Annotated in this window: 25 protein-coding genes; 10 read left to right on the plus strand and 15 right to left on the minus strand. The window is 67.8% G+C overall.

Going from position 1 to position 25885, the window contains the following annotated elements:
* On the minus strand, positions 1–245 hold a 245-nt coding region (locus AC1RVW_RS22065), incomplete at its 3' end, for a hypothetical protein (RefSeq protein ID WP_493202513.1).
* A 286-nt stretch (positions 246–531) separates the two neighbouring features.
* Here AC1RVW_RS22065 and AC1RVW_RS22070 point away from each other — a divergent pair.
* The 3 genes from AC1RVW_RS22070 to AC1RVW_RS22080 all read left to right on the plus strand — a co-directional run bounded on the left by AC1RVW_RS22070 (position 532) and on the right by AC1RVW_RS22080 (position 3032).
* Positions 532–1053: a hypothetical protein gene (locus tag AC1RVW_RS22070; RefSeq protein WP_081269778.1), complete on the plus strand. Its 522-nt coding sequence runs from the start codon at positions 532–534 to the stop codon at positions 1051–1053.
* 112 nt (positions 1054–1165) lie between these two features.
* Positions 1166–1651 (plus strand): hypothetical protein, encoded by a 486-nt coding sequence (locus AC1RVW_RS22075; protein WP_081269777.1) that lies wholly within the window; start codon positions 1166–1168, stop codon positions 1649–1651.
* 133 nt (positions 1652–1784) lie between these two features.
* Positions 1785–3032, plus strand: a complete 1248-nt coding sequence (locus AC1RVW_RS22080) for a metallophosphoesterase (protein WP_493202515.1) — start codon at positions 1785–1787, stop codon at positions 3030–3032.
* 14 nt (positions 3033–3046) lie between these two features.
* Here AC1RVW_RS22080 and AC1RVW_RS22085 read toward each other — a convergent pair whose 3' ends face one another.
* Positions 3047–3556: a polyhydroxyalkanoate granule-associated phasin gene (locus tag AC1RVW_RS22085; protein ID WP_081269775.1), complete on the minus strand. Its 510-nt coding sequence runs from the start codon at positions 3554–3556 to the stop codon at positions 3047–3049.
* A gap of 209 nt (positions 3557–3765) precedes the next feature.
* Here AC1RVW_RS22085 and AC1RVW_RS22090 point away from each other — a divergent pair, with 209 nt between their 5' ends.
* The gene (locus AC1RVW_RS22090) at positions 3766–4344 is read left to right on the plus strand and encodes an acyloxyacyl hydrolase (protein ID WP_493202518.1); all 579 of its coding nucleotides are present in this window, start codon (positions 3766–3768) and stop codon (positions 4342–4344) included.
* On the opposite strand, the gene AC1RVW_RS22095 is transcribed toward AC1RVW_RS22090, so the two are convergent.
* Genes AC1RVW_RS22095 through AC1RVW_RS22105 form a run of 3 tightly spaced genes read right to left on the minus strand, consistent with a single transcriptional unit; the run spans position 4332 to position 7358 of the window.
* Positions 4332–5285: a lysylphosphatidylglycerol synthase domain-containing protein gene (locus tag AC1RVW_RS22095; protein ID WP_493202520.1), complete on the minus strand. Its 954-nt coding sequence runs from the start codon at positions 5283–5285 to the stop codon at positions 4332–4334. The two genes, AC1RVW_RS22090 and AC1RVW_RS22095, sit on opposite strands and share 13 nt — an antisense overlap.
* Positions 5286–5304: 19 nt before the next feature.
* Entirely contained in the window at positions 5305–6573 is a 1269-nt protein-coding gene (clsB, locus tag AC1RVW_RS22100) for a cardiolipin synthase ClsB (protein WP_081269772.1), read from the minus strand.
* 11 nt (positions 6574–6584) lie between these two features.
* The gene (locus tag AC1RVW_RS22105) at positions 6585–7358 is read right to left on the minus strand and encodes an endonuclease/exonuclease/phosphatase family protein (protein ID WP_081269771.1); all 774 of its coding nucleotides are present in this window, start codon (positions 7356–7358) and stop codon (positions 6585–6587) included.
* 223 nt (positions 7359–7581) lie between these two features.
* On the opposite strand from AC1RVW_RS22105, the gene AC1RVW_RS22110 reads away from it, so the two are divergent.
* Positions 7582–8010: a serine/threonine protein kinase gene (locus AC1RVW_RS22110; RefSeq protein WP_493202522.1), complete on the plus strand. Its 429-nt coding sequence runs from the start codon at positions 7582–7584 to the stop codon at positions 8008–8010.
* A gap of 88 nt (positions 8011–8098) precedes the next feature.
* On the opposite strand, the gene AC1RVW_RS22115 is transcribed toward AC1RVW_RS22110, so the two are convergent.
* From AC1RVW_RS22115 to AC1RVW_RS22150, 8 genes are all read right to left on the minus strand, one after another.
* Positions 8099–8653, minus strand: coding sequence for a Spy/CpxP family protein refolding chaperone (locus AC1RVW_RS22115; RefSeq protein ID WP_081269769.1), 555 nt, complete (start codon positions 8651–8653; stop codon positions 8099–8101).
* Positions 8654–8800: 147 nt separating this feature from the next.
* Positions 8801–9883 carry a flavodoxin family protein gene (locus AC1RVW_RS22120; RefSeq protein WP_493202524.1) on the minus strand — a complete coding sequence of 361 codons (1083 nt, stop codon included), beginning with the start codon at positions 9881–9883 and terminating at the stop codon, positions 8801–8803.
* 87 nt (positions 9884–9970) lie between these two features.
* Entirely contained in the window at positions 9971–10867 is an 897-nt protein-coding gene (locus AC1RVW_RS22125) for a pirin family protein (RefSeq protein ID WP_106936282.1), read from the minus strand.
* Positions 10868–10914: 47 nt separating this feature from the next.
* Positions 10915–11694 (minus strand): GNAT family N-acetyltransferase, encoded by a 780-nt coding sequence (locus tag AC1RVW_RS22130; RefSeq protein WP_493202527.1) that lies wholly within the window; start codon positions 11692–11694, stop codon positions 10915–10917.
* Positions 11695–11699: 5 nt separating this feature from the next.
* Positions 11700–12845 (minus strand): biosynthetic peptidoglycan transglycosylase, encoded by a 1146-nt coding sequence (locus AC1RVW_RS22135; protein ID WP_253819957.1) that lies wholly within the window; start codon positions 12843–12845, stop codon positions 11700–11702.
* Positions 12846–12979: 134 nt separating this feature from the next.
* Positions 12980–13549, minus strand: coding sequence for a hypothetical protein (locus tag AC1RVW_RS22140; RefSeq protein ID WP_285413815.1), 570 nt, complete (start codon positions 13547–13549; stop codon positions 12980–12982).
* Positions 13530–14459, minus strand: a complete 930-nt coding sequence (gene xrtQ, locus AC1RVW_RS22145; RefSeq protein ID WP_493202530.1) for an exosortase Q — start codon at positions 14457–14459, stop codon at positions 13530–13532. The genes AC1RVW_RS22140 and xrtQ overlap by 20 nt, the downstream gene beginning before the upstream one ends.
* Before the next feature lie 36 nt (positions 14460–14495).
* The gene (locus tag AC1RVW_RS22150; protein WP_493202532.1) at positions 14496–16568 is read right to left on the minus strand and encodes a VIT and vWA domain-containing protein; all 2073 of its coding nucleotides are present in this window, start codon (positions 16566–16568) and stop codon (positions 14496–14498) included.
* 206 nt (positions 16569–16774) lie between these two features.
* Here AC1RVW_RS22150 and creD point away from each other — a divergent pair, with 206 nt between their 5' ends.
* The 5 genes from creD (at position 16775) to AC1RVW_RS22175 (ending at position 23564) form a co-directional block, all read left to right on the plus strand.
* Positions 16775–18241, plus strand: a complete 1467-nt coding sequence (gene creD, locus AC1RVW_RS22155; RefSeq protein ID WP_493202534.1) for a cell envelope integrity protein CreD — start codon at positions 16775–16777, stop codon at positions 18239–18241.
* On the plus strand, positions 18238–19530 hold the full coding sequence (locus AC1RVW_RS22160; protein WP_493202536.1) for a glycoside hydrolase family 3 N-terminal domain-containing protein: 1293 nt from the start codon (positions 18238–18240) through the stop codon (positions 19528–19530). The genes creD and AC1RVW_RS22160 overlap by 4 nt, the downstream gene beginning before the upstream one ends.
* Positions 19531–19550: 20 nt before the next feature.
* Positions 19551–21950, plus strand: coding sequence for a penicillin-binding protein 1A (locus tag AC1RVW_RS22165; protein ID WP_493202538.1), 2400 nt, complete (start codon positions 19551–19553; stop codon positions 21948–21950).
* Between the two features lie 85 nt (positions 21951–22035).
* On the plus strand, positions 22036–22641 hold the full coding sequence (locus AC1RVW_RS22170) for a hypothetical protein (protein WP_081269759.1): 606 nt from the start codon (positions 22036–22038) through the stop codon (positions 22639–22641).
* Between the two features lie 116 nt (positions 22642–22757).
* Entirely contained in the window at positions 22758–23564 is an 807-nt protein-coding gene (locus AC1RVW_RS22175; protein WP_493202540.1) for an acyl-CoA desaturase, read from the plus strand.
* Here the strand turns inward: AC1RVW_RS22175 and creC are convergent.
* Together creC and creB are read right to left on the minus strand one after the other, a co-directional pair.
* Entirely contained in the window at positions 23558–25009 is a 1452-nt protein-coding gene (gene creC / locus AC1RVW_RS22180; protein ID WP_081269757.1) for a two-component system sensor histidine kinase CreC, read from the minus strand. The genes AC1RVW_RS22175 and creC overlap by 7 nt on opposite strands.
* The gene (creB, locus tag AC1RVW_RS22185; protein WP_493202542.1) at positions 25006–25800 is read right to left on the minus strand and encodes a two-component system response regulator CreB; all 795 of its coding nucleotides are present in this window, start codon (positions 25798–25800) and stop codon (positions 25006–25008) included. Before creB ends, creC begins: the two co-directional genes overlap by 4 nt.
* Positions 25801–25885: the final 85 nt, after the last annotated feature.

The following is a 25885-nucleotide window of genomic DNA, read 5'->3' on the forward strand; positions in this document are numbered from 1 at the left end:
GGGCGGGCCTGCCGCGGGGGCGGCGCGATGCGGGGCTGTGCCGCCATCGGCCCCGCGGATTGCTTCGGCGCCCTTTGCTGCGCCAGCAGCCACTCCGCACCCATATAGAACAGGTACACGGCCAGCACGGCCAACGCCAGCCACAGCGCCCAATGGCGATCCGGCTTCGGCCGCAGGCCCTGCTCCCACGCGGTCATCGCCTCGCGGCGTTCGCGCATCGGGTCGTAGTCGTCGTCGGGCTTCATGGGACCGCAGTATCTCCGGCCGCGATGCACCGCCATAGACCTGCGCCGTGCACCCTGGCGGACTCCGGCGGCAAGGCCCGTGGAAACTGCCGCATCAGGGTTTGCGTGAGGTCTGTCAGCAAATGTGGCTTGCACGGCCGTCACACGGGCGTCACCAGCTATGAAAACAATAGCATTCACATTGAATCCGAGGATCGTTCCTCGTAAACGCTATATCTAGCCCGACTCTTGCTAAGCAAAATCCTCGTCGGATTTCACGTCACGCAAGATCGAGGACCACACAGCAATGAACCCTTCGCGTCTCCGCCGGCCGCTGGCCGCGCTGGTTTTGGGCGGCACAGCAGCATTCCTCGGGGCCTTCACTTCGGCCCATGCGTTCTCGAACCCACCCATCCAGGTGGCGCAGGGCATCGAATTCATGAGCGGCGGCACCACACGGGACGAAGCCGCGTTCATGGAAATGGTGTCGCCCCGCTGGGCCGCGACCATCGCGCTGGGTGTGAGCGACGGCAAGGGTGCGCAGCAACCCGGCTTTCCCGCCAAGGCACACGTCGAAGTGCGCCAGAAGTACACCGGCCAGGCCGTGATGACCGTGGACTCCCAGGCGCCGTACATGCTCGCGCGCCTGAATCCCGGCGCCTATGACGTGAACGTGACGCTGGGCGGGCTGACGCTGACGCAGTCGCTGGTGGTGATTGCCGGCGTGCCGGCGCGCGCTTCGTTCGTGTGGCCGTCGAACTTCGACATGGCCTCGGTCGCGCCGCCGCTGCCGCAGGCGCTGGCGCAGACCGCCTCGGCCACCCGTTGAAAAACCGGCGCACGGCTGTGGCCGTCGCGTCCTCGGTCAGCCTTTCCTAAGTCGTGCGCCGCACAGTGGCGCTGTGGTTTTTCGCCACTACGAACAGGAAAGGACCCAGACCATGACCTCCCGCTTTTCATCGCGCATGCGGCCCGTGGCGGCCGCGATGCTTTGCGGCGCCGTTCTGCTCGGCGCGTTCTCGTCGGCGCAGGCCGCGATGAACCCGCCGATCTACATGACGCACGGCGTCGAGTACATGAGCGGCGGCATCGGCAGTGACGAAGCGCAGCTGATGGAAACTGTGCTGCCGCGCTGGCCCGCCAGCTTCGAGTTCGCGATCAAGGACCACAAGGGCGCCGATTTCGCCGCCAATGTGCACGTTACCGTGCGCGACAGCAGCGGCGTGGCGTTGCTCGACAACGTGGTGTCGGGCGGCCCGTTCATGGTGGCCCGGCTCGACCCGGGCAACTACGAGGTCGAGGCCCGCCTCGGCAACCAGGTGCTGAAGCAGCAGCTGCGCGTGCCGCAGGGTGCCTCCGCCAAGGCCACCTTCGTCTGGCCGGCGGGCACCGACATGGCTTTGGCCGGCACGCGCACGGTGCAGTAACGCGTGAAAACGGGCGCCGGCAGCACATGCCGCCGGCGCGCGTCAGCAAGCTCCATGTGAGCCACAACGCCCGCTATCCGGGCGCCTCTCGCTATAGAAAAAATAGCGGTGGTGGTGCACTTTGGCGTCTTGAATGCGCGGCATGCGCCTTGCAGATGGTGTATCCCGGGCGATGCCCGACCCCATTGCCCCGATGCCGATCCGTCCCCTGAGCGCGCTGACCGCGTTGCTCCATGTCTACATTGCGCTGCGCCTGCTGCCCGCGCTCGCCGTGCTCACGCCCGCATGGCCGCTGGCGCTGCTTGCGCTGGTGGTCTCGGCGGTGACGATTCCGCTGCCTTTCCTGTCGCGCCGAATCGAGCGCAACGCGTCGATGGGCGAGGCGATCAAGTGGATCGGGCTGATCAGCATGGGCTGGTTCTCCTCCATGTTCGTGCTGACGCTGGTGCGCGATGCGGGCCTGCTGCTCACGTGGCTGGCCGGCGCATTGGGCGGCGTGCAGGTGCAATGGAACACGCTGCGCCCATGGACCGCGCTGGCGGTGCTGGCCGTGGCCACGGCCACGTCGGCGATCGGTTTTCTCAATGCACGGCGCACGGCCAGCGTGAAGCGTGTCGACGTGCCGATCCGCGGCCTGCCGCAGGCGCTCGAGGGCTTCACGATCGCGCAGCTCAGCGACATCCAAGTCGGGCCGACGATCAGGAGCGGGTACATCCAGCGCATCGTCGAGGCGGTCAACCGGCTGGGCGCCGACACCATCGCCATCACCGGCGACCTGGTGGACGGCAGCGTGCCGGAACTGCGCGAGCACATCGCGCCGCTGGCCGGGCTGCGCGCGCGGCACGGCACCTTCGTGGTCACCGGCAACCACGAGTACTACGCGGGCGCGCATGCCTGGATCGACGAGTTGCGCCGCCTGGGCCTGAAGGTGCTGCTCAACGAGCATGTGGTGCTGCAGACGCGCAACGTGCGCGGCGCGCAGACCGATGAAGAGCTGTTCGAAAGCGCGCTGGTGCTGGCGGGCGTGACCGACTTCACCGCCGGGCATTTCGACGCGGCCCATGCCAGCGACCCGCACTTGGCGCTGCATGACGCGCCCCCGTTGGTGCACACCCGCGTGCTGCTGGCGCACCAGCCGCGCAGCGCGCCGCTGGCGGCCGCGGCCGGCTACCAGCTGCAGCTGTCGGGCCACACGCACGGCGGCCAGTTCTTTCCGTGGAATCTCTTCGTGCCGATGCAGCAGCCTTTCACGGCGGGCCTGCATCGCCTGCACGACATGTGGGTCTACGTGAGCCGGGGCACCGGCTACTGGGGCCCGCCGAAGCGCTTTGGCGCGCCCTCCGAGATCACGCTGCTGACGCTGGTGCCCGCGGCCGCCTGAGCGGCTTCGATCGATCAGTCGGGGCTGGATTCGAGCTCTGCCAGGCGCCGCGCGTTCGACGTGGCGGCCGCGCGAATCGGCTCCAGGCCTTCGCGAGCGATGTGCACCGCCATGTCGGACAGCTCGCTCGCCGCGCTCACCGTGCCGGCGGCCGACTGCACGAGCGCGTCGCCGTGCACCGCCGCCTGCGCCGGCGTGACGCTGCCGGCCAGCGAGAAGAACGCCGTGGTGCTCTGCACCCACTGCTGCAGCACGCGGCTGGCCAGCGAGAGGTGGCTGCTGTGCCACTGCTTCGCCATCGCGATGCCCGACTCGCTCGCGGCGGCGAGCTTTTCGTGGCCCATGAGCTGGAATTCCGCAAGGTCGGCCGGGCTGGGCGCGAGCCCCGCCTTGGCGATGCGTTCAGTGCGCATGCGGATCACGGAGCCGGAGGACAGCAGCATCTCGTTGGTCTTGAGTGCCAGGTCGAACCACTGCATGAGCGGATGGACCAGGCCGGGAGTGGTGGTGAGAGACGACGACATGGTGGGGTTGTGCGCGCGAACGCTTGGAGGAAGTCGAACCACTATAGGCCTCGCGAGCCGAAATTGCTGCAGTGCAACATGACGAAGTCCGTTTTGTTGACCAAGTCCTACTTTCGGACGTGGAAATTACGCGCTGGACGGATGCAGAGGCGCCGGGAAATTGATCATCCGGCTGTCATATCCCACTCTCCGCGCAAGAAAACCACATCATGAGATTGCACGCATCCACGCCACTTCGGGCCGCCGTGTTCGCAGCTTCATTCGGGCTGCTGGGCTCGGCGGCCCATGCATTCGACGACAACACGCGCGGCATCTACTTCGACCTCGGCCATGCCGCGCATGGCCAGAAAGGCGATGCCGACGCGGCCACGGTGGGCATGGTGCTGCCGTGGGCACCGGGCCAGGCGGTGCAGCAAGGGCCGCTCACGCGCTACTGGGATGTTTTCCTGAGCCAGTGGAGCGCGCCGGGGCTGAACAACGACGGTCGCCGCAGCTACACGCAGATCGGCGCCATCTACATGCTGCGCTACCGCTTCGGCGACGGCGGATCGCCCTGGTTCGCCGAAGGCGGCGTCGGCGCGACGCTGATGGACCGCATCTACCGCACGCCCGACCGCAGCTTCAGCACCGCTTTCCAGTTCACCGAAGTGCTGGGCATCGGCCGCAGCTTCGGCGAGAAAGGCGCGCACGAGGTGTCGCTGCGCGTGCAGCACTTCTCCAACGCGGGCATCAAGAAACCAAACCCCGGCGAGACCTTCCTGCGCCTGCGCTACGCCTACCGCTTCTGAAGCCGCCGCCGCGCGCGAACTTCCGTCGCGAGATAGCCGAGCGTCGCCACCGTCAGCGGCAGCAGGTAATAGAGGCCCCGATAGGCCAGCAAGGCGCCGAGCAACGTGGCTTCCGGCACCTGGTGGGCCAGCAGCGCCACGAACACCGCCTCGAGCACGCCGAGCCCCGCCGGCACGTGCGTGACCACGCCCGCCACCGCCGCCACCAGCAGCACCGCCAGCACGTGCGGATAGCCGACCGCGCCCTGCAGCAGGAACCAGATCACGCCACCGATCAGCGACCAGTTGGCGCACGACATCGCCAGCTGCAGCAGCGCCATGGCGAGCCCCGGCGTCCTGAACGCATGGCCGCGTATGCGCCACACGCGGCCTCTGGCAAAGGCGCACACCAGCACATAGGCCGCGGCCAGCACCAGAAGCGCCGCGCCCAGGATGCGCAGGCCGTCGTTGCCGATCTTCCAGCCGGGCGGCAATGACAGCGGCCAGAAGCAGAAGGCGACGCCCGCCACGAGCAGGTAGCCGATCCAGTTGGTCAGCATGCTGAAGCCCAGCACGCGCGTGATGGTCTCGTTGCCCAGCCCCAGCCTCGAATAGAGCCGGTAGCGGAACGCCACGCCGCCCACCAGCGAACCCAGGTTGAGATTGAAGGCGTAGCTGATGAAGGTCACGCCCATCACCGTGCCGGTGCCCAGCCGGTGCCGCGTGAGGTGCCGCCCCAGCAGGTCGTACGTGCTGTACAGCACGAAGCTGCAGGCCGCCATCGCGCCGGCCGCGAGCAGCGTGGTGGCGGGCAGCGCGCGGATCGCGTCGAGCACGTCGTCCCAGTCGATGGTGCGCGCCTGCCGCACCAGCAGCCATGCGATCAGCGCGAAGAAGCCCCACGCCGCGGCACGGCGGACCCAGGGCCACCAGGACTGCCGGGACAGGGCCATCGTGCTCATGCGTGCATCCGGCCGCGGCTCAGGCGGCTTCCGTCTGCGTTGCGCCGCCGGTCGGCTGGCTGGTGCCGGTGTCGCGGCGGCTGGCCAGCTCGATGGCTTCGGCCGGCGTCAGGCGCGGTACGTGGCGCGGCAGCCGGCCCAGCAGCGCCGGATACCAGCGCAGGATGTGGAAGACGAAGAAGCTGCGCACCAGCCGCCAGCCGCTCCATTCGCTCGCGAGGTCGGCCGCGTCGATCTTCTTGCAGCTGTGCTGCATGAGATGGTCCATCCGCTCCCACAGCACGCCGTTGAAGGCCCGGTCGCGCACGATCACGTTCGACTCGAGGTTGAGCGACAGGCTCAGCGGGTCGAGGTTGCTCGAACCCACGGTGCTCCACTTGTCGTCCATGAGCGCGACCTTGCCGTGCAACGGGCGGTCGCAGTACTCGTAGATGCGCACGCCCGCGTGCAGCAGGTGGTGGTAGAGCATGCTCGCCGCCGTCTTGACGATCGGCATGTCGGGCTCGCCCTGCAGTATCAGCCGCACGTCCACGCCGCGCCGCGCCGCGCGCCGCAGCTCCTTGATGAGCCGGTAGCCCGGAAAGAAGTATGCGTTGGCGATCACGATGCGCTCGCGCGCCGCGCGGATGGCGGCACGGTACTGCCGCTCGATGTCGTTGGTGTGGCGGCGGTTGTCGCGCGTGACGAACATCGCGTCGGCCTGGCCGGCCGCCGCGTGCTCGACAGCCGGCGCCTGCCGCAGCCGGCGGCGGAACCAGCCCGCGCCCTTGCCGCCGAGCGCGATGGCGCGCAGCACGAACTGGTGGATCTCGGCCACGATCGGCCCGTGCAGCTCGACCGCGTAGTCCTGCTTGGCCTTGGGGCCGAAGTCGAGCAGGTGGTCCGCCGAATAGTTGATGCCGCCGACGAAGGCGCGCTCCCCGTCGATCACCACGATCTTGCGGTGCATGCGGCGGAACACGTTGAGCCGCTTGCCCAGGAAACGCTGGCCGGGGTCGAACACGCGCACCTTCACGCCGGCCGACGTGAGGCCCTCGATGAACTCGCGCGACAGGTCGGGCGAACCGAAGCCGTCGATCATCAGGTCGACCTTCACGCCGCGCAGCGCGGCCTCGCGCATGGCGGCGTGCAGCTGCAGGCCGACCTTGTCCTCGAACAGGATGAAGGTCTCGACGATGGCTTCGCGCTTCGCCTGCCGGATGGCCTCGAACACGCGCGGAAAGAACTCCTCGCCGTTCTCGAGCAGCTCCACGCGGTTGCCGCCGGTCCAATGGTTGTTGTTGTTCATGGCAGTAGTGCTCAAAGATCGATGTCCGCCACCAGCGGGGCGTGGTCCGACAGGTGCGACCAGGGCCGGCGCGGCAGCACCACGGGCGCGTGCACGCCCGCGTTGCGCACGTAGATGCGGTCCAGCGGCAGCATCGGAAAACGCGCCGGAAAGGTACGCGCCGCACGGCCGTGGGCATGCACGAACACCTCGCGCAGCGACGCGCCTTTTTCGAGCACGGCGTGCGCGCGGCCGCGCCAGTCGTTGAAGTCGCCGGCCACGATCAGCGGCGCGTCGGCGGGCACTTCGTCGCGCACGATGTGGCAAAGCAGCTCGAGCTGCTGCTGGCGGTGCGCCTCGGCCAGGCCGAGGTGCGCGCAGATCACGTGCACGTCGACCACCCGGGCCGGCAGGCGCAGCACGCAATGCAGCAGGCCGCGCTTCTCGGGCCCGCTCACCGACACGTCGTGGTTGCGGAAATGCACGATGGGAAACTTGGAGAGCACCGCGTTGCCGTGGTGCCCCTTGGGATACACCGCGTTGCGCCCGTAGGCGAACTGCGGCCACATGCTGTCGGCCAGGAATTCGTAGTGCGGCGCCTCGGGCCAGTTGCTCACCTTGCGCGAGTGGCGCGAATGCGTGCCCAGCACTTCCTGCAGGAACACCACGTCCGCGCCCACGGTGCGGACCGCGTCGCGCAGCTCGGGCAGGATGAATTTGCGGTTGAGCGCCGTGAAGCCCTTGTGGGTGTTCACGGTCATGACCTTCAGCGAGACGGGCGCGGAGCCGGTGGAAGAGGAAGACATCGTTGACCGGGTTGTACGTTGCCCGGCGCGCGCCGACTGTAGGAACGCGCCACCTTCTTCCGAACCCTTCGCGCGCGGGCGGCGGGCTCCTACAGCCACGCCTGCCACACCCCCACAACGCACCAATCTGGTGGCTCCTACGGTGGGTTCCAGGGCTTGAGGCAACGGCCCTTCGTTTTCATCCACCGATACAGAGACAGACAAGCCACAAGGAGCAAACACCATGAAGCAAGCCATCTTCCACGCCACCGTTCTCGCTGCCCTGCTGGGCACCGCGGGCATCGCCCAGGCCCAGGCCACGTCCATCCCCGCGCAGCCGGACCCATCGGTCGGCGGACAGGCCAGCACGATGACGCCCGCGGGCGTCGCCAATCCGCCGCAGCGGCCGGACAACACGATGCCCGCGTCGCGCGAATCGGTGAAGGCCGAAGCCCGCGTGCAGAACCGCAACAACGCCAACAGCATGGTGCCCAAGGGCGAGGCGACCACCACGGTCAACCACCAGCCCAACGCAATGCCGCAGCCGACCGGCGAGATGTCGCGCGCCGAGGTCAGCCAGACCGGCCGCAAGGTCAAGCCGCAGTTCGGCCAGAAGGGCGAGCGCCCGGACGTCGTGACCAACCCGACGGACAAGACCGGCACGCCGAAGTAATTTCCTCCTGGCCGCAGCCTCGCGGCTTCAAGAACGGAAAAAAGCCCGCAGCGCTTTCACGCTGCGGGCTTTTTTTTGTCGACGGCGATCAGCTCTTGGCGGGCGCCTGGCCGTGATGGCCGTCCGGGCCGCCACGGTGCCAGCGATGGCCGCCCATGTGCGCGGTCTCGGTGTCGAAGGTCTTCTGCTGCTCAGGCGAGAGCGTGGCGTAGAAGGTCTTCGTGGCGTCGGCGCGCTTGGCGAACATGGCGCTGCGTTCGGCCTGGCGGGCCTGCATGCGCTCCAGGCGCTGCGGCGTGGTCAGCTTGGCGAACTCGGCGCGGTCCATGTGCGGACGCGGGCCGGCGGGCGGCTGCGTCGCGGTGGTGTACGCGCTCCATGCGCCTTCCTGGGCCGAGCTCAGCTTGAGCTTTTCCTTCAGGGCAGCGAGGCGCTTGGCACGGTGCTCCTTCATGCGCTCCATGCGCTGTGCGGGGTCCATGCGCTTGTGCTGCGCCTTGGGCGCTGCGGCGGTGTCGGCCTGGGCCACCGCGGCGCTGGGTGCGGTGGGGGCGGCCGGCGCTTGAGCGAAGGCGCCCGAAGAGGCGAGGGCTGCCGAACCCAGTAGGCTGGCCCAGACGATGCGTTGGCGAAGAGAAATCATGAGAAGTGCTTCCTTTCAAGAAGCCCGCCGCCGATGGGCAGCAGGTGAGATGAAGTGTGGAAGACCTCTGTATCGCGACCGTTAGTCCGGCGTGAGCTTGCGTAAAGAATGGTGAACCCGCCCCAGCGGCGCCCAGGGGCACGCGGCCTATTTGGGCCTCGGACGCTTCAGGCCCCGGTCCGGCGACTCCAGCTTGCCCGCGCGCAGTTCGCCCACCGCCCGTGCGACGGCACGCGCCACGTTGCGCACTTCTTCCTGCATGTCGGCGTCGGCGTCGAGCGTGTCGTGGCTGGTGACGTAGGGCTCGTAGTAGCCGATGTAGCGGTCCAGCCGCGCCTGCGCGCCGGCGTCGATCAGGCCCATCCAGTCGAGCCAGTCGCAGAGGTTGCGGCGCAGGCTTTCGATGCCGGCCACGTCGCCGTGCACCACCACGCCATAGGCCCGGCCGTCCAGGTGCTTGGGAAAGCCCCAGCCCTCGAGCTCCAGCGCCTTGGCTTCTTCCGGCTTCTTGCCGTGGGTGCTGGTGGGGTCGGGGTTGCCGCCGTCGGCGCACACCAGGCGGTCGATCATGAGCTTCAGCGGGCTGCTGGCCTGGTACCAGTGCGTGGGCGTGAGCAGCACCACGCCATGCGCGGCCACCCAGCGTTCGTAGATCTCGTTCATCCAGTCGCCGGTCTGGCGCAGCGAGTGGTTGGGGTAGCAGCTGCAGGGCCAGTGGCACAGCGGCATGGCGGTCGACGCGCAGGCCTTGCACGGGTGGATCTGCCGCCCGTATTCGGAAGTGACCAGGCTCAGGTCGAGCATGTCGGTCTCGATGCCGCTGCCTTCGAGCACCTCCTGTGCGAGCTGCGCGAGGCGCCATGTCTTCGACACCTCGCCGGGGCAGGTGCCGTCGTTGCGCGGCGAGCCGTTGATGAGCAGCACGCGCGAGCGCGTCTGCGGCGAGCCCCATGCGGCCTGCGCAGCGTCGATGCGGGCCTTGGCTTCGAGCCAGTCGACGGACAGGTCGTAGTCGGGGTCTGCGTAGCCGGGCCCGGCCTTGCGCGTGACCGGCGCCTTGCGGCCTTCCTCGTAAGCTTCCCAGGCGATCAGCTCGATGCGCTGGAGCGAGGCGGCCTCGGCCTGGAAGGCCGGGTCCTGGAACGGCTGCATGAAGCGGTCGTGGAACTGCGCGCGCTGCAGCTTGTCGGGCGCCTGTCCCTTCCTGATCGTGGGTGTCTTGATGGGCATGGGCGCAATCTAGGCGGCGAGCGCGGCAAGCCGCATCCGCGCCTGATGCCGTTTTTCGGTAGGTGGGCGACTACAGCCCGGCGCCCGTCAGCCGAGCTTGCCGTTCTGGAAGTCGTGCACCGCCTGCTTGACCTGCTCCTGCGTGTTCATCACGAAGGGGCCGTACTGCGCGATGGGCTCGTGCAGCGGCTTCCCTGCAATCAGCAGTGCGCGCGCGGGGCTGTGGTTGGTCGCGCCCGCGCGCAGCACCACGCCGTCGCTGCCCGCGTCGTTCGCCAGGATGGCCATGCGGCGCGTCGGTATCTCGCTGCCGGCGATCCACAGCGATTCGCGGAAGACGTAGACCAGCGCGTTGTGGTCGTCAGGCAGCGGCTGTGCGAACTCGGCGCCGGGCGGCAGGGTGATGTCCAGGTACAGCGGCTCTGTGTGCTCGCGGCGCACCGCGCCCTCGATGCCGTGGCTCGCACCCGCGATCACGCGCACGTGCGCGCCGCCGGTGGTGGTGAATTCGGGGATCTCTTCGCTCTGGATGTCGCGATACCAGGGCTCGCGCATCTTGTCCTTGGCGGGCAGGTTGAGCCACAGCTGGAAGCCTTCCATCAGGCCTTCTTCCTGCTCGGGCAGTTCGCTGTGCACGAGGCCGCGGCCGGCGGTCATCCATTGCACGCCGCCGTTCTCGAGCAGGCCTTCATGGCCGGCGCTGTCGCGGTGGCGCATGCGGCCCGCGATCATGTACGTCACGGTCTCGAAGCCGCGGTGCGGATGGTTGGGAAAGCCGCCGATGTAGTCGCCCGGGTTGTCGCTGCCGAAGGCGTCGAGCATGAGGTAGGGGTCGAGCCGCTTCTGCAGCGGCTGCTGCAGCACGCGGGTGAGCTTCACGCCGTCGCCATCGCTGGTGGAAACACCGGCCACGATGTGGTCGATGCCGCGCGGCGTGGCGACGGGATCGGTGGGGTGGTTGGCGTGGTGGTTGGCGTTGGTCATGCGCCCATGTTGGCACTAACGCGCGCCCGGCGCCACCCGGGGCGCTGTCAGCCCCCCGGAGCCCGATCCCATTGCCGCGGCCGCCAGTAGCGGTACTGCCAGCGGGTTTCGAACCCCGCGCGCCTGTACAGGGCCAGTGCCGGCGGGTTCGCCGCATCGACCTGCAGGAACACCCGCTCGAAACCGCGCGACATGGCCGCCTGCGCCAGGCCGGCCAGCACGCGCCCTGCCAGTCCCCGGCCGCGCTGCGCCTGGTCGGTGCGCATGCCGTGCACGCTGCACCAGCCGTGGCCGAACGCCATCGCACCGGCGGCCAGGGTGCGGCCGCCTTCACGCACGCTGGCATACAGCGTGCCCTTGGCGCGCGAGAGGGTGCGCACGCGATGCGCGCCGTCCACCGGATCGAAGCCCTCGCCGAGGAACAGCGCCGCCCAGGCGTCGTCGGGCGCCGTGTCGACATCGGCCGGCGCGCCGCGGCCCTCGGCCACCTGCAGCATCCGCGGCGTCGAGCCGAGCTGCACCAGCGTCGGGTTGTCGCTGGCGTAGTGGCGCCGCTCCAGCTCGGCGCGCAGGCCGTCGAAACAATCCGCGTCGGCCAGGCGCAGCAGCGGCACGGCCTTACGGCTTTCGTAGCGGTCTTCTATGCGGTCAAGGGTGGCCGCATCGACCGCGCCCCGGTGCAGCGGCACGGCGGACCTGGCGCGATTGACCGTGCCCTCGGCAAAGGGCAGCAGCCAGCCGTCGAGCTCTTCGGTCAGGTCGGGCGCCACCGCCGATACGGTGGCGCGTTCGATGGCTTCGATGTCGGTGTCTGGAATCGGGTTCATGAGGTTCATTGCGTGACGGCCTCGGGCGCCGTGAACTTCGCCGCGGCCACGCTCTTGAGTAGCGCCTCGCGCTGGTTCCGGCTGATGCCGCGGATGCTTTCGGCAACCCACTTGGTGCGGTCGGCGTCGATGTGGCCGTCGCGCCGCCACTGCTCGAGCACGGCCTGCGGCTTGTGCAGCATGGCCGCGAGCCACACGGCCTGCGCCGGCTCCAGCGTGCGCGCGCTGCGCTTGAAGTAGCGCCGCGCCGCCGCCTCGGCGCCGCAGATGCTGCCGCCCCACGGGGCGTTGTCGAGGTAGAGCTGCAGGATGCGGGCCTTGCCCAGCGTCTGCTCCATCTCGACCGCGTAGAGCATCTCGCGCAGCTTGCGTTCGGCGGTGCGGTCGCTGCCCGTCACCAGCAGCTTGGCCAGCTGCTGCGTGAGGGTGCTGCCGCCGCGCTTGGTCTGGCCCGGCTTCTGGTTGTTGTCGATCGACGCGAGGATCTCGGTCAGGTCGTAGCCGGCATGGGTGAAGAAGCGCTGGTCTTCGGCGGCTACCACCGCGCGCGCCAGCCAGCTGTCGTTGGTCAGCCTGGCCGACGGGCCGCAGCTGGTGCGCGCATTGAGCATGGCCTCGGTGCCGAGGCCCTCGACGGTGAACTGGCTGATGGTCGGCTGCACCGCGAACGTGGCCTCGGGCAGCAGCAGTTGCCCGTGCAGCGCCAGCGTGCCGCCGATGCGCGCGCTGCGCAATTCGGGCAGCGTGGGCACCAGCACCGCATACCAGCGGGCGATGGGCGCGTCTTCGACTTTGGCGCTGAGCTGCAGATTCCTTGGCGAGAGCTTGCCTTCCCAGCGGCCATGCAGCCGGGTCGTGTCGGTGCTCTCGGGCGTGGCTTCGAAGGTGCCGCTGAGGGTGTTGCCGTCGCGCTTGACGGTGGCCACCAGCCGCTCGACCCTGATCGGCTGGGTGCCGAGCGCCGGCACCTCGGCGCTGCAGGGCGTGCATTGCATCTCGAGCAGCTCCCCGGCCGGCTTCCAGGCAAAGCGCACGGCGCCGGCGCGGGTGTCGAACGAACGCCCGTCCAGGTAGGGCGCGAACCACGGCGAGGTGGCCACGCGCAATGCGGTGGGCACGCCGATCTCGAAATTCAGCGGACCGGCCTTCACCGTGGTGCTCCATTCGCCGGCAGCCGGCGCAAGCGCCAGCTTGACTATCAAAAAGATAGCAACACACGCCGTGATGACAAGGGCCATCAGGCTGAAAAGCACAATTCGCAGGGTCTTCTTCACAGGCTCGTTTCTCAGATCGGTCTGGCCACGGTGACAGCTTGCCACGGTCCATGCGATTGGCCGCTGGCCGCTGCCCAGTACCAGCTTGAAGTGTCTGTGAAAGCCGTGCCCCGGGCGTCGACGATGCGCTCGCAAACACGGATTTTTTGCGCGCCGTGCCGTTGCGCAACAAAACAGCGCCACAGGCGCTCCTGCGCATCGCGTTCCAGCCGGGCCTGCTCGATGCGGTAGCCCAGCGCGCGGTAACAGTCAGCCGCCGGGTGCAGCATGCGCGTGGGCTGCTTCACCTCGCGCATCACCAGGGTCTGCGTGCCGTCGGTCATGCGGCCGATGGCGCCCGGAAAGCTGTCGGCGAAGCGCTGCTCCACGTCGCTCAGCGCCAGCGGGCGCAGCGGCACGCCGTCCCACTGGCTGGGCCATTCGTGCGACGCGGCCAGGGCCGCCGGCTCGGCCGGCGCACGCAATGCCGCGCCGGCCGACCACAGCATGCACAGCAGCATCGCCAGCGCGAAGGCCGACTTGTGGCCGATGCGGTTGATGAAATGGTTGGCGAGCCAGCGCTCAAAGAACGGTGTCGACACGGCGGCCTCCTTGGGTGGTGATCAGGCCCGGGATGGGTTGTCCGGCAGGTTCGGCCACGTGGCGCTCCGGCACCATCAGGCGGGCGATGGCGGCGCACACGACGGCGAGCACCGCCAGGCCCAGCGCGTTGTGCGCCCAGCCCGCCAGCGGATGGCCGGCGCCTTCGAAGGCGATCAGCACGCTGTTGCGCACGATGTTCCCGGCCAGCACCAGCAGCCCGACCATCGGCAGGCGGCGCAGGAAGGCCTGGTCGCCGCGGCGCGCCCACAGCGCGACCGCGCAGGCGGTGAAGTAGCCGAGCCAGACCATCTGCACGCCCGAGCAGGGCGCATCGACGATCACGAGACGGCCGTCGACCATCAGGCTGGTGCCTTCGCGCATCACCTCGAAGCCGGGCGCGAGCAGCCAGCGGCTCGCCTCGGCCGTGACCACCCGCAGCGGATAGCCCGCATAGAACTGGAGCGACGACAGCAGCGGCAGCGCCAGCACCGCGAGCCCCGCCACCGGCAACCTGCCCACGTTGCGCGGCAGGAACGCCAGCAGCCCGCAGGCCAGCGCCAGCACGGCTACGAGACCCGCCGCCAGCGGCGGCAGCGCGGGCAGCGCACCGAGCCCGGTGCGCAGCAAGGTCGCGAGCACGGTGCCCGCGCCAGCCAGCACGAGCCAGCCCAGCCGCGGCGAGGCACGCAGTTCGCGCCGGCGGTTCCAGGTCAGCGCGGCCAGCGCGACCAGCGCCAGCAGGCCCAGCGGATCGTCGGAGCCGTCGCGCATGCGCTGGACCATCCAGGCCCAGGTCGGCATCAGCGCCAGGAACTGAAGGCCGAGCCAGCCGGCGGCCGGTGCACGGTCGATGAGGATGCCCCAGTCGACGATGCGCGGGTGGCGATGGGCAAGTGCTGCCAGAGACATTCTTTTCTTTCTTGGTGGTTCAAGCGTCCAGCGCGTTCAGGCGGTGAAGCGGCGCGCGTCGTTGCGGCGGGCCCGGCGGCGCAGCATGGCGAGCATCGACAGCACGACCGCGATGGCGCCCAGCGTCTCGGGTTCGGGCGTGCTCGGCACCTCGGCGCCGAGCGCCAGCTCGCTCACGCCTTGCGGCAGGGGCAAGGGCTGGTTCACGTCCACGCTGTTCTGCGGCGCCACATTGCGCACCACCTTGTCGACGGCAATGAAGCTCGTGTACTGGGTGAGCAGGCTGTACTTCAGGCCCAGTTCGGTGATGCGGTCCTTGAAGGCCGTGCCGCCTTCCAGCGTTTCCTGGTCGCTCAGGCTCTGGATGCGGTGGCGCGCCCACAGCGTGCGCAGCGCCGCCGTGTCCTGGCGGGTGCGCTCGTCGATGCGCACTTCCTGCCGATAGGGACCGCTGGCGCCCTGGCCTTCGATGATCACGCGGCCTTTTGCCTGCCCGCTCGAATCCGCGCGCCACTTGCCGAACACGATCACCGGGCGTTCGCCGAGCACGTCGGGCAGGGCCTGCGGCTCCACGTCGTACACGTCGAGTCCGCCGAAGGTCGCCTTCACGTTCGTGAGCACCGGCGACTCGACCATGCGGCGAAAACGCGCCGCCTGCTCGGGCGCCTGGATCGGGTCGGTGATGATGAACGGCTCGCCCATGCCGGCGCGCGCAATGCCCTCCATCAGGCTGCGGTTCACCGACGAACCGATGCCGAAGGCGAACACGTTGGCCTTCGACAGGTTCTTGCGCACCAGATCGAAGGCTTCGCGCTCGACCGTCACGTAGCCGTCGGTCACGACCACCACGGTGCGCGACACCTTGTCTTCCTTCGGCTCGGCATACACGCGCTTGAGCGCCGGAATCAGCTCGGTGCTGCCGCTGCCGCCGTAGTTCTGGATGGTGGCCAGCGCCTGCTCGATGTTGGCGCGCGTGGCCGGCACCGACTTGGGCGAGAGCATCTTGTTGCTGCCCGAGAACAGCAGCACGTTGAAGGTGTCGCTCGGGCGCAGGCCGCCGATCAGGCGCTCGAGCACCGTCTTCGCGGTGTCGAGCGGAAAGCCGTGCATGGAGCCCGAGATGTCGACCACGAAGATGTAGTCGCGCGGCGAAATGGCGCTGGCGGCCACGGCCTTGGGCGGCTCCACCATCGCGAGGAAGAAGTTCTCGGCGTTCTCTCCCTGGCCCTTGTAGAGCATCAGGCCCGATTCGATCTTTTCGCCGGCCAGGCGGTAGTCGAGCACGAAGTCGCGGTTGTCCGCGGGGCGGCCGTCGGCGGTGAGCACCACGTCGGCGTGCCTGTCTTCGTCGCTCTTCTTCACGTCGACGGTGTGCGTGGTCGAGCGGATTTCCTTCAGGCCCATCGGCGTGTCGATGCTGGCCTTGAGCTTGAAGCTGGTGCCGCTCGCCGCGCCTTGCGCGAGCGTGGGCTGCGCCACCCACTTGGCCTGCGCGCTGGCCGACTGCGGGCTGTTGTAGCGCGGGCCCACCACGGTCGGGAACACGAATTCGTAGTTGCCCGACTGCGGCACCAGCAGTTCGGTGTAGCGCAGTTCCACCTTCACGTCGTCGCCCGGCATGATGTTGGCGACGTTCATCTGGAACACGTTGGGCAGGTGCTGCTCCAGCAGCGCGGCGGTCTTGCCTTCTTTCTTGGCGGTGTCGTATTCGATCTGCGCCTGCTGCTTCTCGCGGATCTGCGCGGTGACGAGCCGGTCGGCCAGCCGCACGTTGAGGCCGCTCACTGCGGCCTTGGTCGAACCGGGGAAAACATACTTGGCCTCGATGGCGCGCGTGCCTTCGTTTCGATAGGTCTGCGTGACCGTCACGTCGGCGATCACGCCCGAGATCTTCACGGCCACCTCGGTGCCCTTCAGGGGCAGGCGGTCGACCGAGGGGTCGTCGCTCTTGACGAAGAAATACGGGCTCTCTGTCTTCAGGCGCGGGCCGGCGGGCGCTTCCTGCGCATACACCGGGCGCGCGCTCAATGCGACGAAGCCCACGGTCGCCAGGCTCACGGTGGCGAGCCAGAGCCAGCGGCCGGGGCGTGGAGTGGTGGGGGCGTTCATGGCGGTGTCCTTGTCCGTGCGAACTTGCACGGGACTGAATGTCGACACCGCGCGAGAAGCCAGTTGGAAGGCTCTTTGAAGTCGAAAAAGCCGGTTTTCCGCTGTGTGAAGTCTGTGTGAAGGCAAGCGCGCAAGGTGCTTCACACGGCCTTCGGGTCGCGCGGAGAGCATCGCCGCTTCACCGATACCGACGAGGAGAGAAAAACATGCTTCAGTTGTTGAAGGCCCTGCAGAGTTCGATGCTGGTCAAGGTGGCCGGCCTGTTCTTCCTGCTGTTGCTGCTGTGCATTCCGCTCGCGGAAATCGATTCGATCAACCGCGAGCGCGGCGAGAGCCAGCGCGAAGCGGGCCGCGAGCTTGCCGCCACCTACGCCGGCCGCCAGACGGTGGTCGGCCCCCTGCTGCTGGTGCCGTATGTCGAACGCTGGATGGAGCCGCTGCGCAACGCTCAGGGCAAGGTGATCGGCCAGGAGCCGCGCAGCAAGGAAATGGCCCACGTGGTGTTCCCCGACAAGCTGCACATCGAAGGCACGATGGCGCCGCAGGAGCGCTACCGCGGCATCTTCAAAATCCCGTTCTACACGCTGAACGCCACGCTCGGGGGCGGCTTCGCGGCCTTCGACCCGAAGGCCGTCTCGCACAGCGAAGCCGATTCGAAGATCGAGTTCAAGGCCCCGTTCATCGCCTTCAACGTGAGCGATCTGCGCGGCCTCGACGGCTCGCCCACGGTGGTGATGGGCGGCGAGGCGCTTCGCTTCAGGCAGCGCGTGCCCGGCCTGGCCGACGACGCCTGGTTTGCCGACGGCATCCACGCACCCGTCACCGGTGCCGCGCTTGCCGCATGGCAGGCCGGCACGCCGGTCGCCTTCGAAATGAAGATCGGCCTCGTCGGGCAGGACACCCTGGCCATTGCGCCCATTGCCGAGGAAACCACCGCGCATCTCACCTCGCCTTGGGCCCACCCGAGCTTCGGAGGCCGCTTTCTCGCGGCCGAGCGCAGCGTGACGCCGCAAGGCTTCGACGCGCATTGGCGTGTGTCGTCGCTCGTCACCTCGGCGCGCGAGCAGGTGCGTTCCGGTCTTTCGGGTCGTGGCGGCCCCGCCGACGGCAACACGGCGGACGTGGCTGGCGCGAACGCCACGGCCGCCGGCATGAACATGCCACGCCGCAATATCGGTCCGCTGCAGACCTTCGACGTGTCGCTCGCGCAGCCGATCAACGTCTATTCGATGAGCACGCGCGCGGGCAAGTACGGCGCGCTCTTCATCGGCATGGTGCTGATGGCGGCTTTCATGTTCGAGCTGTTCCGCAAGCTGCGGCTCCATCCGGTCCAGTACGGCCTGGTGGGCCTGTCGATCGCGCTGTTCTTCCTGCTGCTGCTCGCGCTGTCGGAGAAGTTCGCGTTCTGGATGGCCTACGCCGGTGCTGCCGCAGCCAGCGTCGTGCTGCTGGCGGTGTATTTCAGCGCGGTGCTGGCGGGCTGGCGGCGCGGGTTGTCGTTCGGCGCTTTCGTGGCGCTGCTGTACGGTGCGCTCTACGGGCTGCTCGCATCGGAGAGCAATGCACTGCTGCTCGGCGCATTGCTGATCTTCGGCATGCTGGCCGCGCTGATGCTGGTCACGCGCAAGGTCGACTGGTATGCGCTTTCGCGCCGTGCCGACGACACGCCATGAGAGCGCTGCGGGTCATCGCCGGCGCGCTGGGCTGGGTTTTCCTGGCCGTGCTGTGGTTCTGGGCTTGGCACCTGAAAGACCCGCATCTGCGTTTCATGCGTGCGTGGGAGCTGGGTTTGCTGCTGGGCGCGCTCGCCGTGGCCATCGCCGTCGCTTGGCGGTTCGCGCGGGGCAGGCTGCGTCCCGTGGCGCTGGGCCTGGCCTTCGCCGCCCTGCTCACTGCCCTGGGCAACGAAGCCGCATCGCGCCGGCACCGGGCCGAGGTAGACGCCGCATCGGGCCCCGTGGCGCAGGCGCTCGGTGCGCGCTTCATCGTCGGCTATGACGATGCGGCGCAGTTGCGCGAACGCGTCCGCAAGGGCCTGATCGGCGGCATTTTCGTGACCGGCCGTAATGTGAAGGGCCGCACCGCCGCCGAACTGCGCGATGAAATCGCCGGCCTGCAGGCGCTGCGCCGCGAAGCCGGGCTGCCGCCGCTGGTGGTCGCGACCGACCAGGAGGGTGGCGCCGTCTCTCGGCTCTCCCCGCTGGTCGAACCGCAACCCGCGCTGGCCACGCTGCTCGACGCCGAAGTGTCAGATGAAGAACTCAAGCAGCGCGCCCATGCTTACGGCGCACGGCAGGGCAGGGCGCTCGCTGCTTTAGGCATCACACTCAATTTCAGCCCGGTGGTCGACCTGCGCCCGGGCCGCGCGCCGGGCCGATGGGACCTTCACACCCGCATCGACGAACGTGCCATTTCGGCCGACCCTGCCATCACGGCGCAGGTGGCGCTCGCTTACGAGCAAGGCCTTGAATCTGCTGGCATTCGCGGCACGCTCAAGCACTTTCCCGGGCTGGCCGGTGTGACCGAGGACACGCACCATTTCGCCGCGGTGCTGCACACGCCGGCGGCCCGGCTTGCAACACATGACTGGAAACCATTTCAAGAAGTATCGAAACAATCTGACGCAGCGATCATGCTGGGCCATGTGATCCTTCCGGAACTCGACGCGGAACATCCGGTCTCTTTCTCGCGCAGAATCGTGCGGCAGGTGATTCGGGGCGAGTGGGGCTACCAGGGCCTGCTCGTCACAGACGACCTCACGATGGGCGCGGCCTACAACCGCGGTCTGTGCGACGCCACCGTCCGCGCCCTCGGCGCCGGGGTGGATCTGCTGCTGATCGCCTACGACCACGACAAGTACTTCGACGCCATGCACTGCGCGCTGCAGGCCGCGCAGCGCGGCGCACCCGATCTCCTGTTGCCGGAACGCGCCGACGCGCGGCGGCTCCAACCTTCTCGCTAGCCAGCCAGTAATTCCTTTCTATGTCCAAACGCTCAAGCTCCACCCCTCCCGACGACGGTTCCGCGCCGGCCGATCCGAACCGCCGCTGGAAACGCATCGCCAAGTGGGGCGCGGTGGTGGTGGGTTCCGGCGCGCTGGTGGTGCTGGTCGCCGCCATCGTGGCCGTGGTGGCCATCTATCCGAAGCTGCCCGATGTCTCGGAACTGTCCGACTACCGCCCCAAGCTGCCGCTGCGCGTGTACTCGACCGAAGGCCAGCTGATCGGCGAGTTCGGTGAAGAGCGCCGCAACCTCACGCCGTTCGCCGACATTCCCAAGGTCATGAAAGACGCGGTGCTCGCCGTGGAAGACGCGCGCTTCTACGACCACGGCGGCGTCGACTACAAGGGCTTCGTGCGCGCGGCGGTCGCCAGCCTCAAGGGCGGGCGCAAGCAGGGCGCCTCCACCATCACGATGCAGGTCGCGCGCAACGTGTACCTGAGCTCCGAGCGGACCATGAGCCGCAAGACCTACGAGATATTGCTGGCGCTGCGGCTCGAGCAGCAGCTCACCAAGGACCAGATCCTCGAGATCTACCTGAACCAGATTTACCTGGGCAACCGCGCCTACGGTTTCGCCGCCGCCGCAGAGACCTACTTCGGCAAGCCGCTGCAGGACGTGACCATCGCCGAGGCCGCCATGCTGGCCGGCCTGCCGAAGGCGCCGGGCGCCAACAACCCCGTGGCCAACCCGCGCCGCGCGCGGGCGCGCCAGCTGTATGTGATCGACCGCATGCAGGAAACCGGCTTCATCACCGCCGAGCAGGCGGCCGCCGCGAAGAAGGAAGAACTGCACCTGCGCGATGCCGCCGACCCGAACCGGCTGCATGCCGAGTACGTGGCCGAGACCGTGCGGCAGATGATGTACGCGCAGTACGGCGACAGCATCTACACCAGCGGCCTGAAGGTCTACACCTCGCTGGTCGCGGCCGACCAGGCCGCAGCCTACAGATCGCTGCGCAAGGGCGTCATGGACTACGAGCGCCGCCAGGCCTATCGCGGTCCCGAGAAGTTCGTCGACCTGCCGACCGATCAGAAGGAAATCGACGAGGCCGTGGACGACGCGCTGGCCGAACACCCCGACAACGGCGACGTGATCGCGGCCGTGGTGCTCGATGCCAGTCCGAAGGAAATCAGCGCCGTGCGCGCCAACGGCGAAACCATCCAGATCACCGGCGAGGGCCTGAAACCCGCGCAGTCGGGCCTCGCGGCCAAGGCGCCGCCGAACATCAAGATCCGCCGCGGCGCCGTGATCCGCGTTGCGAAGACGCCGAAGAACACCTGGGAGATCACGCAGCTGCCCGAGGTCGAGGCGGCCTTCATCGGCATGGACCCGCGCTCGGGCGCCATCAAGGCGCTGGTCGGCGGCTTCGATTTCGGCAAGAACAAGTTCAACCACGTGACCCAGGCCTGGCGCCAGCCGGGTTCGAGTTTCAAGCCCTTCATCTATTCGGCCGCGCTCGAGAAAGGCTTCACGCCCGCCACCGTGGTGAACGACGCGCCGCTGTACTTCGACGCCAGCGCCAACGGCGGCCAGCCGTGGGAGCCGAAGAACTTCGAAGGCACCTACGACGGCCCGATGCCGCTGCGCACCGCGCTCATGAAGTCGAAGAACCTGGTGACGCTGCGCGTGCTGCAGTCCATCGGCGCACCCTATGCGCAAGACTGGGTCACCAAGTTCGGCTTCGACAAGGACAAGCAGCCCGCCAACCTGCCCATGGGCCTGGGCGCCGGCTCGGTCACGCCGATGCAGATGGCGGTGGGCTATTCGGTGTTCGCCAACGGCGGCTACCGCGTCAACCCGTACCTCGTGACCAAGGTGACCGACATGAAGGGCAAGGTCCTGATGGAGACCGAGCCGCCGGTGCTCGACGAATCGCGCCGTGCCATTCCGCAGCGCAACGCCTTCATCATGAGTTCGCTGCTGCAGAGCGTGGTGCGCAACGGCACCGGCTTCAAGGCCTACCAGACGCTCAAGCGCGACGACCTCTACGGCAAGACCGGCACCACCAACGACTCCTTCGACACCTGGTTCGCGGGCTTCCAGCCGACCATGGTCGGCGTGGCCTGGGTCGGCTACGACACGCCGCGGCAACTGGGCGTGCGCGGCGAAACCGGCGGCAGCCTGAGCCTGCCGATCTGGACCGGCTACATGCAGACCGCGCTGCAGGGCGTGCCAGTGACGCAGCCGGCCGAACCGCCGGGCGTGGTGCGCATCGACGGCGAGCTGTATTTCGACGACTTCACGCCGGGCCACAACGTGGCCAGCCTGGGGCTGGACAGCACCGAGGCGCCGCCGCCTGTGGAGGAACTCACGAGCGCGCCCATCGGCGCACCGCCGCCGCCCGAAGAGCGCAACAAGATCCTCGATTTCTTCCGCTAGCGCGTTGTCGCAGGAAACAAAGGCGGGATGGCGGTGCCTACACTCGGTGCTGCTTCCCGCCTTTTTCCCTTATTCCCCCGCATCCATGGAAATTCTTACTCTGGTGGCACTCATTGCCGCCGGCTTCTACATCCTCAAGTCCAGAGACCAGCGACAGCGCATCGCACTGCTGGGCAGCCACCTCGGCCGCTACCAGATCGAAAAGCTGATGGAGAGCCTCACGTCGGGCTACCTGCGCTGCCTCGGCGAGGACGACGCCGAACGCCGCCAGCAGATCTGGAGCCTGCTCGACTCCACCGAGGAAAAGCTCGCGGGCCAGTTCGACAGCTTCGCCGCCGAGTTCTCGCGCCTGCCCGAACCGCTCACGCGCATGAGCAAGCTGCCGGTGGGAATCCCGATGGCCACCACCATCTTCCCGGCCGCGAGCTTCGACTTTCGCCAGGCCCTGCTGATCCACGCGCGCGGCATTGCCGGCGTGATGCGCAACGAGTCGAACCGCACGCCCAAATCCAAGGCCTTCACCATGTCGGCCGAGCTGTTCCTGATGCAGCACACCTGCCACTGGTACTGCAAGTCGAAGACCGTGGCGTCGGCGCGCATGCTGGCGCGGCACCAGACCTCGTATGAGCAACTGCTCGATGCGGTGAGTCCGGAAACGCGCAGTGCCTACCGCGCATTGACCGGCATTTGAGTCCTGCGGTGCGGCCCACGGGACTCGACCACCACCGCATTCGTGCAACACAAGCCAGCTTTGGCTGCGATGGTGAAGTTCGGTATGCACCGGCCAAGTCGCTCTGGTTCTCCGGCATGGCTGCCGCCGCGCTTGGCGGCGGCATTTTTTTCTTTCGTTGGGACGCACTGGCACTTTTTGTCGCCAGCACCGCTTTCGTCCTGCTGTTCGGCCATTCGCTTGGCAGCCATCGCCAGCTGATTCATCACAGCTTTCAATGTCCTCGCTGGCTGCGATGCACTTTGATCTACTGCGGGGTCCTCGTCGGACTGGCCGGTCCACTGGGCATTCTTCGCCAGCATGAATTGCGCGACTACGCGCAGCGCCTGCCGGCCTGTCACGACTACCTGCGGCACGGCCGCGGTTTCTGGACCGACGCATGGTGGCAACTGCATTGCGATCTCAGGTTCCCGCACCCGCCGGACATGCAGCTCGAACCTCTTGTCGCGGAGGATCCATTCCTGCATTGGCTCGAACGGACCTGGATGCTGCAGCAGTTGCCGATCGCCGTGCTTTTCTACATTTGGGGTGGCTGGGCTTTCGTTGTCTGGGGCGTATGCGCACGCGTGACGGCTGGTGTCCTGGGCCACTGGCTGATCGGCTGGTTTGCGCACAACCAGGGCGAAATGAACTACGAAGTGCGCGGCGCGGCGGTGCAGGGCCGCAACATCCCATGGATCTCCTTGCTGACCATGGGCGAGAACTGGCACAACAACCACCATGCGTTTCCAGGATCAGCCCGGCTCGGGCTCGCTCCCGGCGAGTGGGATCCGGGTTGGTGGATGCTCAGGCTGCTCGAACGATGCGGACTGGTGTGGGATCTGCGCCTGCCCGAATCACTGCCGCCGCGCCCCGAGCTCAAGGTACTGAAATCCGCTCAGTGACTCCGCCCGGGATGTGACAAGAGCGGCAGCGTGAGCGTCGCCACCGCACCGCCGCGCGACGCGTTGCCCAGCTCGATGCGCCCGCGGTGCAAGGTCGCGATTTCCTTCACGAACGCCAGCCCGAGCCCGGTGCTTTTCTTCTTGCTGTGCGGCCTGGCCAGCGAATAGAACTTCTGGAAGACTTTTTCCTGCGCGTACTCCGGAATGCCCGGTCCGTGGTCGCGCACGCTCACGCGCGCGAGCCTGGAGGTGGTCTCCAGCGTGAGCAGCACCTCGCTGTCGCGCGGTGAAAAATCGATTGCGTTGTCCAGCAGGTTGCTGATCGCGCGGCGCAGCAAGAACGGGTCGCCTTCCGTGCTGGCTTCGTTGCGGATGTTCACCAGCAGCCTGATGTTCCGCTTGGCCGCCGCGGGCTGGGCGCTGATGGCGATGTCGTCGATCAGCGAAGCCAGCGCGACCGGCTCGGTGCGGTCCAGCACGCGCCGTGTCTCGAGGGCGGTGAGCTCCATCATGCGGTCGACGATTTCCTGGATGCGCTGTGTCTCGCGCTCGATGTTCACCAGGAAGCGTTCGCGCTCGGCATGCGGCATCGACGGTTCCTGCAGCAGTTCGGCCGCACCGCGAATGGCCGAGAGCGGGCTCTTCACTTCATGCGTGAAGGTCTGCACGTAGTCGGCCACGTAGCTGCGTCCCGTCAATGCGTCGCGCATTTCGCTGAAGCCGCTGCGCACGCCGTCGATGGCGCGGCGCACCATGCGCGACAGGCTCAGGGTGCGCTGCGCGCGCACCCAGGTCCAGTAGTCGCGGATCAGCCCGAAGGGCCGCACCAGCCATACCGACACGATCAGCGCCAGCAGCAGCAGCGCGAGCCCCGAGCCCACGCCCACCCACAGCGTGCGCGCCCGCGCGTCTTCCACGAACTGGCCGAAGCTCTGCACCGGTTTGCCCACGCTGACCATGCCGACGATCTCGTTGTTCCAGCGGATCGGCGCGCCGACGTACATGACCGAGGTGCGCGGGTCGCCGTCGACGTCGCGCGAAGTGCGCGCGCCGTACAGGCCGGCCAGCGTGCGGCTCACGTCCATCCATTGCGAATAGTCGGCGCCGAGATGCCTGCCGAGCGAATCGAACATCACGCGGCCGTTGCGGTCGGTCACGTACACGCGCAGCTCGACCTGGCTCTTGTGCAGGTTGTAGATCTGCGCCGAGAACTCGCGCGCATAGGCGGTGCGGAACAACGGCTCGAGGCGCGCGGTGTTGATGGCGCCGGCGATCACGTCCTGCTCGACCAGGCTGGCCAGCAGCTGCGAGGTCTCGACCAGCGATTCCTCGGCCGACTCGCGGTAGCGCGGGTCAATGTCCGAGACCACGCGGTACAGCAGGAAGGCGATGCCCGCCGTGTAGATCAGCAGGATCCCGATGAATATCCGCGTGCGCCTGGTCACGGCGCCTTGGCTGGCAATTCTTCGTTCAGTGCATAGCCGGTGCCGCGCAAGGTGCGGATCGGCTCGACGTCCGGCGCAATCGCCTTGAGCTTGGCGCGCAGGGTCTTGATGTGCGCGTCGACCGTGCGGTCGAAGCTGTCGCTCGAGTCGTCCCAGACCAGTTCGAGCAGTTCGTCTCGCGTGAAGACGCGCCCCGGGCGCTGGACCAGCAATTTCAGCAGGCCGTATTCGTAGCGCGAGAGTTCGAGCAGGCGTCCGTAGTACCGGATCTGCATCCGCTCGACGTCCAGCGAAAACGGCATGGAAGGGGGTTGAGCGGCCGCATGAGGCCCGTGGGCGCCGATTTGATGGGGTACCCCATGGTTCGGCACTGGAGCCGTTCCCGGGCTTCCTGGCGCGTTTCTGGCGCTGCGCCGCAGGATGGTCCGTACGCGAGCGACCAGTTCGCGCGGGGAGAACGGCTTTGCGATGTAGTCGTCGGCACCCAGTTCGAGGCCCACCACGCGGTCTATTTCGTCGCTGCGGGCGGTCAGGAAGACCATCGGCACCTCCGGTCCGCCCATCGACTGATTCAGCGCCTGGAGGCGCTTGAAGAGTTCGAAGCCGTTGAGATCGGGCAATCCGATGTCCAGGATGGCCAGCGCGGGCGGTTCCTGGGCGAACTGCGCGATCGCTTCCTCGGCCGTGGCGCACCAGATGGGCGTGAAACCGTCGCTTTTCAGGACGTATTGCAGCGTGTCGGCGATGCCCGATTCGTCTTCGGCGATCAGGATCCGGGGTTTGAAGCTCATCCCGCGGATGTTACCGACGGGGGAGCGCGCCGGGAGGACCGGTTTTCGACCGAGGCGCCGGGGCCGGCGCGGCCTTTCGCGGCCT

The sequence above is a fragment of the Variovorax sp. MPBD4-3 genome, from assembly GCF_058809745.1.